This is a genomic window from Curtobacterium flaccumfaciens (assembly GCF_051548005.1).
Lineage (GTDB): Bacteria > Actinomycetota > Actinomycetes > Actinomycetales > Microbacteriaceae > Curtobacterium.
This window is the reverse complement of record NZ_JBPUGH010000155.1, coordinates 1-7,829: the sequence shown is the minus strand read 5'-3', so window position 1 is coordinate 7,829 and position 7,829 is coordinate 1. Positions and strand designations below refer to the sequence as shown.

Below are 7,829 nucleotides of genomic sequence, written 5' to 3'. Positions count from 1 at the left end.
GAGGTGCCCGATGCCGCCGGCGCACCTGCACCGACACCCGCACCGGCCGCAGACGGCGGGACCCCCGCGACCGCCGCCGGGCCGGCGGCAGCGTCGGGGACCGGCACCGTGCCTCCCGGCAGTGCACCGGCGACCGCACCCGCTGGCGCGACCGCACCCGCTGCCGCGACCGCACCCGCCGACGTGACCGGCCCGCTCGGACCGGACGCCGTGTCCGCGGTCCGCGACGGCTACGAGGTGACCGGCAGCGCCCTCGAGCTCGGCGCCCTCGTGAACGGCGAGGCGCTCCCCGACGTGCAGGTGCGGATCCCGCTCGGCATGCTGAACCGCCACGGGCTGGTGGCCGGGGCGACCGGCACCGGCAAGACGCGCACGCTCCAGCTGCTCGCCGAGCAGATCGCCGCGAACGGCGTCCCCGTCTTCGCCGCCGACGTGAAGGGCGACCTGTCCGGCCTCGCGGTGCCGGGGACGAGCAGCGAGAAGCTCCTCGCCCGTACCGCCGGCATCGGCCAGGACTGGCGGTCCGTCGCGAGCGAGGCCGAGTTCTACAGCCTCGGCGGACAGGGGACCGGCGTCCCGATCCGTGCGACCGTGTCCGGGTTCGGCCCGCTGCTGCTGGCGAAGGTGCTCGGGCTCAACGAGACGCAGGAGTCCTCGCTCGGGCTCGTCTTCCACTACGCCGAGCGGGCCGGGCTGCCGCTCGTCGACCTGTCGGACCTCCGGAGCGTCCTGACCTTCCTCGTCAGCGACGACGGCAAGGAGGAACTGGCGGAGCTCGGCGGCCTGTCGAAGCAGACCGCCGGGGTGATCCTCCGCGAGCTCATCACGTTCGCCGACCAGGGCGCCGACCAGTTCTTCGGCGAGCCCGAGATCGACACGCAGCTGTTCCTCCGCGCGGCCGCCGACGGGCGGGGCATCGTCAGCCTGCTCGAGGTGCCCGGCGTGCAGGACCAGCCGCAGGTGTTCTCGACCTTCCTCATGTGGCTGCTCGCGGACCTGTTCAACGAGCTCCCCGAGGTCGGCGACCAGGACAAGCCGAAGCTCGTGTTCTTCTTCGACGAGGCGCACCTGCTCTTCAACGGGGCCTCGAAGGACTTCACCGACCAGATCGTGCGCACCGTCCGGCTGATCCGGTCGAAGGGCGTCGGCATCTTCTTCGTCACGCAGACCCCGAAGGACGTGCCGAACGACGTCCTCGCGCAGCTCGGGTCGCGGATCCAGCACCAGTTGCGAGCCCACACCCCGGACGACGCGAAGGCGCTCCGGGCCACGGTGTCGACCTACCCGTCGAGCGACTACGACCTCGGCGCGGTCCTCACGTCGCTCGCGACCGGTGAGGCGATCGTCACCGTGATGAACGAGAAGGGTGCGCCGACCCCGGTGGCCTGGACGCGGCTGCGCGCGCCGCAGGGATCGATGGACCCGATGCCGGCACCCGACCTGGAGGCGCGGGTGCGGTCATCGCCGCTCCTCGCCACCTACGGCACCCGCGTCGACCCCGATTCGGCGTACGAGATGCTCGCCCGCCGGATGGAGGCAGCGGCCGCGGACGCGGCGAAGGCCGCCGCCGCGGCCGCTGCCGAGGCCGACAAGGAGGCCGCGCGCGCCCAGGCCACCGCGGCGAAGGAAGCGGCCGCGAAGGCGAAGCAGGAGGAACGCGACCGGTCGGCCGCGCAGAAGGAGTACGAGAAGGCCCAGCGGGAGTTCGAGCGGGCCGAGCGGGCTGCGGAGTCGCGTCGGGCGGGGCGGTCGAGCACGCGGACGACGGTGTCGCGGAAGGCGAACGACCCGCTGTCGGACCTGCTCGGGTCCGGGCTCGGTCGGACCATCGCCAAGGAGGTCGTGCAGGGCATCTTCTCGACGCTGCGTCGGCGTCGCTGAGGGTCGGCGGACTGCAGGTCGGGCGAGCGGGCGTGCTGCGGGTCGGGCCGCGTGCTGCTCGTGGGGTCAGGCGGCGAGGAGGCCGGCCGTCTCGACGACGAGGAGGCCGCCGATGACGAGCACCGCGAGCAGCCCGGCCACGAGGAACGCCCGGGACCGCTCGTACCACGCACGGCTCGAGGGCCAGCGACGTCCGAACTCACGTGCGGACAGCGGCCTCGGCTCCTCCGTCACGGTCACGCCGAGTTCGTCGACGACACGGTCGAGGCCGTCGTCGCCCCACAGGTCCCCGCGCAGGCGGAACAGGTGTGTCCCGTCCGCGGCGAAGGCGACGAGCTCGCGGACGGAGCGCTCGACCGAGGCGCCGTACGTCTCGACGAGCAGCACCCGGTCGACGTCGTCGCGGGGGATCCGACGCGTCGCGGAGAGCACCCCGCGCACGTCGACCGTGGTGGCGTCGACACCGACGTACGCCGTCCCGAGCCGCACCACCGCGGTACCCACGAGGACGGCGAGGAGCACGACGATCGAGGCCATGAGCGCCCACAGCCGGAAGGGGAAGGACACCCAGACGAGGGCGACCGCGAGCGGGACGGCGGAGAACGCGATGCTGAGGGCGGTCGAGCGGACGAGCGCGCTGCGGGGACGGACGACGAGGTCGTAGGTCCGGGCGCGCGGTGGCAGCGCCGCCGCCTGCGCAGTCATGTCCCCCACGTCGGATCCTCCTGAGATGCGGGCACAGCGGTTCACGCTGCCGAGCGACGCCCCTGCCGCTCGTGTCCCGTGGCGACCTGTCCCGAGGTCGCCGTCCGGTCAGCATAGGCGACCGACGGGTATCTGGGACAGCCCGTTCCACCCCGTTGCGGCGTGTCCCGGCCACCGTCCACCGGTCGGGGTTCGGAGCGGTCCACCGAGTGGGGGACCGGAAGCGCGCGCGACCCGCTCCGGAACGACGAAAGCGCGAGACCTGGTCGGTCTCGCGCTTCGTGTGGTGGTGCTGGTGCTGGTGCTGGCGGAGGATAGGGGATTCGAACCCCTGAGGGCTTGCACCCAACACGCTTTCCAAGCGTGCGCCATAGGCCACTAGGCGAATCCTCCAGGCGCCACCTCGCGGTGACGACACCCCATGCTACAGGTCCGCGAGGGTGTGGATGACCACGTGCATCCACAGATGGGAATCCGCCCGGATGTCGACACGAGGTCGGCGGCTACGCTGAATCCGTGTCGACCCGCATCTACATCACGTCCGCGGAGGGCCACACGGGCAAGAGCACCGTCGCCCTCGGAGTCCTCGAGACGCTGGCCCGCACGGTCGGCCGGGTGGGCGTGTTCCGGCCGGTGGCGCGATCGGTGCACGAGCCGGACTACGTGCTCGAACTCCTGCTGCAGCACACCGCGGTCGGCATCTCCTACGACGACGCGGTCGGGGTGACCTACGACGACGTGCACGCCGACCCGGACGCTGCGGTCGCGACGATCCTCCGGCGGTTCGCCCAGGTCGAGCAGCAGTGCGACGCGGTCGTGGTCCTCGGATCCGACTACACCGACGTGGGCAGCCCCACCGAGCTGTCGTTCAACGCCAAGGTCGCGACGAACCTCGGCGCTCCCGTGCTCCTCGTCCTCGGCGGGCGCGACTCGGCCGACCGCGGTGCCCGCACGCCCGAGGCGATGGCGCAGGTGGCGGACGTCACGACGAGCGAGCTCCGGGCGGCACACGCGCAGCTCCTCGGCGTCGTCGTGAACCGAGCAGACCCCGACCGCCTCGCCGAGATCGTGGCGAGCGTCGGCGCCGCCGTGCACGACGACCACGCGGGCGTGCCGGTCTGGGCGATCCCGGAGGACCCGGTGCTCGTGGCACCCACGGTCCGTGCCCTGCTCGAGGCGACCGACGCCACGCTGGTCCGCGGCGACGAGGCCCTGCTCGACCGCGAAGCCCTCGGAACGGTCGTCGCCGGGATGAGCATGGAGAACGTCCTGCCGCGGCTCATCGAGGGCGGCATCGTGGTCGTCCCCGGCGACCGCAGCGACGTCCTCATCGCGACGCTGCTCGCCAACCAGTCCGAGACGTTCCCGAGCCTCGCCGGGGTGATCCTCAACGGCGGGTTCGAGACCGCCCCGCAGATCTCGCGGCTGCTCGAGGGCCTGTCGAGCTCGCTGCCGATCGCGCAGAACACGCTCGGCACGTACGACACGGCGCTCCGCATCACCCAGACCCGCGGGCGGCTCGCGGCCGACTCACCGCGCAAGGCCGACCTCGCGCTGGCGCTGTTCGAGCAGCACGTCGACGCCGACGAGCTCCGCGACCGGCTCCAGGTGACGCCGTCCGGGGTGGTCACACCGCTGATGTTCGAGCACGGCCTGCTCGACCGGGCCCGCGGGTACGGCAAGCACATCGTGCTGCCCGAAGGCGACGACGACCGCATCCTCCGGGCTGCCTCGACGCTGCTCGCACGGCAGGTGTGCTCGATCACGATCCTCGGCGAGCCGGCAGCGATCCGGGCACGCGCGACCGAACTCGGCCTCGACCTCGAGCAGGCACAGCTCCTCAGCCCGTTCGACCCCGAGCTCCGGGAGCGCTTCGCCGAGGAGTACGCCCGGCTCCGAGCGCACAAGGGCATGTCGGTCGAACTCGCCCGCGACACCGTGACCGACGTCTCGTACTTCGGCACCCTCATGGTGCAGCTCGGCCTCGCGGACGGCATGGTGTCCGGCGCGAAGCACACCACGGCGCACACCATCCGGCCGTCGTTCGAGATCATCAAGACCCGCCCGGAGACCTCGATCGTGTCGAGCGTGTTCCTCATGGCGCTCGCCGACCGCGTCCTCGTCTACGGCGACTGCGCGGTCATCCCGGACCCGACGAGCGAGCAACTCGCCGACATCGCGATCTCCTCGGCCGAGACGGCGACGCAGTTCGGCATCGACCCCCGCGTCGCGATGCTCAGCTACTCGACGGGCGACAGCGGCTCCGGCGCCGACGTCGACAAGGTGCGGGCCGGCACGGCCTTCGTCCGGGAGCGCCGCCCGGACCTCCTCGTCGAGGGGCCGATCCAGTACGACGCCGCCGCCGACCCGACGGTCGCGAGCACGAAGATGCCCGACTCCCCGGTCGCGGGCAAGGCGACGGTGTTCATCTTCCCCGACCTCAACACGGGCAACAACACCTACAAGGCCGTGCAACGGTCCGCCGGAGCGGTTGCGATCGGCCCGGTGCTGCAGGGCCTCCGCAAGCCGATCAACGACCTCTCCCGCGGTGCGCTCGTCAGCGACATCGTCAACACCGTCGCGATCACGGCCATCCAGGCCGGAACCGCGGCGGCGCCGGCCTGACCCGGCCAGCCACCCAGCGGCGTGAGCCGACCGACCACCGCGCACCGCGCCTCCAGTCCGAACGGAAAAGGAACCACCGAAGTGACCGCAGCCCTCGTCGTGAACTCCGGATCGAGTTCGTTCAAGTACCAGCTCATCGAACTCGACGACGAGCGGACGCTCGCCTCCGGGCTCGTCGAGCGCATCGGTGAGTCGGCGGGAGCCTGGAAGCACACGAACGCGATCACGGGGGAGTCCTCGTCGAACGACTCCGCTCCGGTGCCGGACCACGCCGCCGGGTTCCAGGCGATGCTCGACGCGTTCGGCAAGGTCGGACCGTCCTTCGACGAACACCCGCCGGCAGTCGTCGGGCACCGCGTCGTGCACGGGGGCACCACGTTCGACGCCGCCACCGTCGTCACTCCAGAGGTCGAGCAGCAGATCGAGGACCTGTCGTCCCTCGCCCCGCTGCACAACCCGGCGAACCTCGAGGGCATCCGCGCGGCCCAGCAGGTGTTCTCCGACGTCCCGCACGTCGCCGTCTTCGACACCGCGTTCCACCAGACGATGCCCCCGCACGCCTACACGTACGCGATCCCGTCCGACCTCGCCGAGCGGTACGGGATCCGCCGCTACGGCATGCACGGCACGAGTCACAAGTACGTGTCCGAGCAGGCCGCCGTGTTCCTCGACCGCCCGCTGTCCGAGCTGAAGACGATCGTGCTGCACCTCGGCAACGGGGCGTCCGCCGCGGCGATCGACGGTGGGCGGTCGATCGAGACCTCGATGGGCCTCACCCCGCTCGAGGGCCTCGTGATGGGGACGCGCTCCGGCGACCTCGACCCCGCGGTGCTCGTGCACCTCCACCGTCAGGCCGGGCTCGACTTCGACGAACTCGACGACATCCTCAACAAGCGGTCCGGCCTGCTCGGCCTCACCGGCAACGGGGACATGCGCGACGTGCAGGACGCCGCCTCCAAGGGCGACGACGTCGCCGAGGCGGCGCTCGCCGTGTACCGGCACCGGATCCGCCGGTACGTCGGTGCCTACACGGCGCAGCTCGGTGGGCTCGACGCGGTCGTCTTCACCGCGGGGGTGGGGGAGAACAACGCCCTGCTCCGTCGGCGCGTGCTCGCCGGTCTCGAACACCTCGGCATCGAGGTCGACGCGGACCGCAACGAGCTGGCATCCCGGGAGGCGCGACGCATCTCCACGGACGGCTCACGTGTCGCGGTGCTCGTCATCCCGACGAACGAGGAGCTCGAGATCGCCCGGCAGTCGGCCGCGGTCGCGCTGTAGCGGCACGGTACGGCGCACGCGGCGCGCGCCCCGGCGGGCTCCGGCGCGGGCCGCCTGACTCGCCGGACGGTTCCGGCGTCGAACCACGATCCCGACGTCGAACCAGGGCGCGTGCCTGGTTCGACGTCGTTCTCGTGGTGCGACCCGGCGGTAGCTGCGAGCGCGGGTCAGCCGAGCGCGGCGAGCGCGGCCGGGATCGGCGTGTTGCCGCTCGTGACCTCGAACTGCACCCCCACCGCGAGGTCGTCGACGAGCGCGTGCAGGACCAGCGCGGCGACGTCCGCCCGGGGGATCGAGCCCCGCGGGACCGTCCGGCCGACGTCCACCGTCCCCTGCGGCGGTGTGTCGAGCAGGCCGCCGGGCCGGATGATCGTCCAACGGAGGTTGCGCGCGCGGATGTTCGCATCGGCCTCGGCCTTCGCCCGCAGGTACACCTGGAAGACGTCGGCGTCGCTCTGCGCCGGCACGACGGCCCGCTCGGGGTCGTAGCGGTCCGCCGCCATCGCGGAGATCATCACGTAGCGCTGGACACCGAGGCGCTCTGCGGCGTCCGCGAGCAGGAGCGCAGCATCACGGTCGACGCTGAGCTTCCGTTCCGCGCCGCTGTTCGGGCCGGCTCCCGCGGCGAACACGACCGCGTCCACACCGCGCAGGCGCAGCGCGAGCTCGTCGTCGTCGAGCTGCTCGAGGTCGGCCACCAGCGCGGTGGCGCCCTGCTGCTCGACGTCCGGGACGTGGGCGGGGTTCCGGACGATCGAGACGGCGTCGTGTCCGGCATCGGTGAGCTGACGGGCGAGGAGGAGGGCGATCTGCCCGTGGCCTCCGGCGATGGCGATCTTCATGTGTCCGATACTGCCCGTCACGTCCGGTAGACTTCCGGAGGCTCCTCACGTGACGCCATCCAGGCCAACTCCCCCAGGGCGGAAACGCAGCAAGGGTAACCGGGCTCTGGCGGGTGCGTGGGGAGTCTTTTCGTGCGCCCTGCCGCTTGCGTTCGGGTAACCGGGGCTGCGCTTCCTCGGTGCGGGTGCGTGGTGAGGCTTCCCGTGCGCTCGGCGCGGTTCGGTGACGGTTTCGTCACGGCCGGCGGACAGATTCCTGATCGTGTGTGAAGATCGGTCACAGGAACCCCCAACCAGGGCTCCGACCCTCCACCGCCTCACCAGCGGGGGAGTTCCGAGGATCAGGTGGCGGGTGCGCCCGCCAGGAACGGGACACGCATGCGCGAGCACGTGTCGCCGCGGCGTACCGTCGCGGCGGGCATCGGGGAACGACGGATCGACGGTGCTGGGAGCCGTGCTCGACGACGAGCACCGCGCGACCGGCGTCCTCTGCTGCGC

The 7,829-nt window shown here is 72.0% G+C and carries 5 protein-coding genes, 1 tRNA gene and 1 other RNA gene; 4 read left to right on the top strand and 3 right to left on the bottom strand.

The window, feature by feature from the left end; all coding sequences use genetic code 11:
- Positions 1-3: 3 nt before the first annotated feature.
- Positions 4-1,881, top strand: a complete 1,878-nt coding sequence (locus ACSW7Y_RS14725) for a helicase HerA-like domain-containing protein (RefSeq protein ID WP_438126992.1) — start codon at positions 4-6, stop codon at positions 1,879-1,881.
- A gap of 66 nt (positions 1,882-1,947) precedes the next feature.
- Here the strand turns inward: ACSW7Y_RS14725 and ACSW7Y_RS14720 are convergent, their stop codons facing one another.
- Both ACSW7Y_RS14720 and ACSW7Y_RS14715 read right to left on the bottom strand, forming a co-directional pair.
- Positions 1,948-2,595 (bottom strand): hypothetical protein, encoded by a 648-nt coding sequence (locus tag ACSW7Y_RS14720; RefSeq protein WP_438126991.1) that lies wholly within the window; start codon positions 2,593-2,595, stop codon positions 1,948-1,950.
- A 296-nt stretch (positions 2,596-2,891) separates the two neighbouring features.
- Positions 2,892-2,979, bottom strand: a tRNA-Ser gene (locus ACSW7Y_RS14715).
- A gap of 123 nt (positions 2,980-3,102) precedes the next feature.
- Between ACSW7Y_RS14715 and pta the strand changes: the two genes are divergently transcribed.
- Both pta and ACSW7Y_RS14705 read left to right on the top strand, forming a co-directional pair.
- Positions 3,103-5,211 (top strand): phosphate acetyltransferase, encoded by a 2,109-nt coding sequence (gene pta / locus ACSW7Y_RS14710; RefSeq protein ID WP_438126990.1) that lies wholly within the window; start codon positions 3,103-3,105, stop codon positions 5,209-5,211.
- Between the two features lie 81 nt (positions 5,212-5,292).
- Entirely contained in the window at positions 5,293-6,489 is a 1,197-nt protein-coding gene (locus ACSW7Y_RS14705; protein WP_438126989.1) for an acetate/propionate family kinase, read from the top strand.
- 167 nt (positions 6,490-6,656) lie between these two features.
- Here ACSW7Y_RS14705 and ACSW7Y_RS14700 read toward each other — a convergent pair whose 3' ends face one another.
- Positions 6,657-7,331: an SDR family oxidoreductase gene (locus ACSW7Y_RS14700; protein WP_438126988.1), complete on the bottom strand. Its 675-nt coding sequence runs from the start codon at positions 7,329-7,331 to the stop codon at positions 6,657-6,659.
- A gap of 36 nt (positions 7,332-7,367) precedes the next feature.
- Here ACSW7Y_RS14700 and ffs point away from each other — a divergent pair.
- Positions 7,368-7,464: signal recognition particle sRNA small type (gene ffs, locus ACSW7Y_RS14695), an RNA gene on the top strand.
- The last annotated feature ends 365 nt before the right edge of the window (positions 7,465-7,829 follow it).

Coding starts and splice junctions, on each gene's coding strand:
- ACSW7Y_RS14700 (WP_438126988.1), bottom strand. CDS start 7,331: ATGAAGATCGCCATCGCCGGAGGCCACGGGCAGATCGCCCTCCTCCTC.